1 protein-coding gene is annotated in these 1,061 nt (G+C 69.7%); it reads right to left on the bottom strand.

Annotated features, from left to right (window positions below):
- Positions 1-582: AMP-binding protein (locus ABZ842_RS38865; protein WP_361548616.1), on the bottom strand; the 582-nt coding region annotated here is incomplete at its 3' end.
- Between the last annotated feature and the right edge of the window lie 479 nt (positions 583-1,061).

Below are 1,061 nucleotides of genomic sequence, written 5' to 3'. Positions count from 1 at the left end.
GCCCTTGGGGTCGCCGGTGGTGCCGGAGGTGCCGACGACCTGGGCGAGGTCTGCGGGGGCGGGGCCCGTACGCCTGCGGCCGAGCGACGGGCCGGCCGCCTCGACATCGGCCAGCGGCAGGTCCACCCCGACCAAGTCGGCGTCCAGCGCCGGCAGTTCGGCCCCTCGTAGGACCGCGGTGGCACCACACGTCCGGGCGAGTCGTACGGCCTCCGGTTCGGTCAGGTCGGCGCGGATCGGCAGCGCTGCGGCCCCGGCGTAGTGGACGGCGAGGACCGCGATCGCATAGCCGTCCCACTCCCGGTCGGTGAAGCGCAGCGCCACGAGCTCGCCCGGCCGGATCCCGGCGTCCACCAGCGCTCCGGCGGCCCGGACGGCTCGCTCGCGCCAGCCGCCGTAGGTGAGCGAGCCGCCGCCGCGCACCTCGATCGCGACCCGGTCGGGCTGTTTCGCGGCCCGGGCGTCGAGCAGGTCGGGCACGGTCAACGGTGCGGGCTGGGCGTTGATGATGTCCTCCAAGAGCGTGATCCCCAGGGGTAGTTGGGCCGGGGATGCGATGGCACAGGAGACGTTCACGGGCATGGCGCGCGGTTGTTGCCCTTGGATATGGTCTGGACCTTCGGCAGGGCATGCGAACAATAGCGTGCCTGTGTCGCACTTGTGTCGCAATGATGGAGAGTTCATGGACATCGGCGGGCATCGGGTGCGTTGGCCGAACCTGGCCAGAACCTGAGCACTGCAACAAAACCCCTCGTCAGAGGGGGTGCACCAGCCAACTCCGCAGAAAACCGGAGCCAGGAATCCTGGATCTGCTCCGGCCGTCGCACATCCGCACCACGGAGCTCCCCCGTCCCACAGGACATCGGGATGCCCAACTCTGCTGTTCCGTAGGGGCGTTGCCTATTCGCCGCAGCCGTATGCCCGCATGCCCGGTACGCCCATGCGCCCGGCCCAACCCCATCCCCCGTTCCGAGGAGGAACACGCATGCTGTACGCAGGAATCGCCTGGTCAGCCGATGGTTACGACGTGGAGGTCATCGACGCCGAAGGGAACCGGGCGA

The sequence above is a fragment of the Streptomyces sp. NPDC047315 genome, assembly GCF_040643215.1.
GTDB lineage: Bacteria > Actinomycetota > Actinomycetes > Streptomycetales > Streptomycetaceae > Streptomyces.
This window is presented reverse-complemented; position numbering and strand designations above follow the sequence as displayed.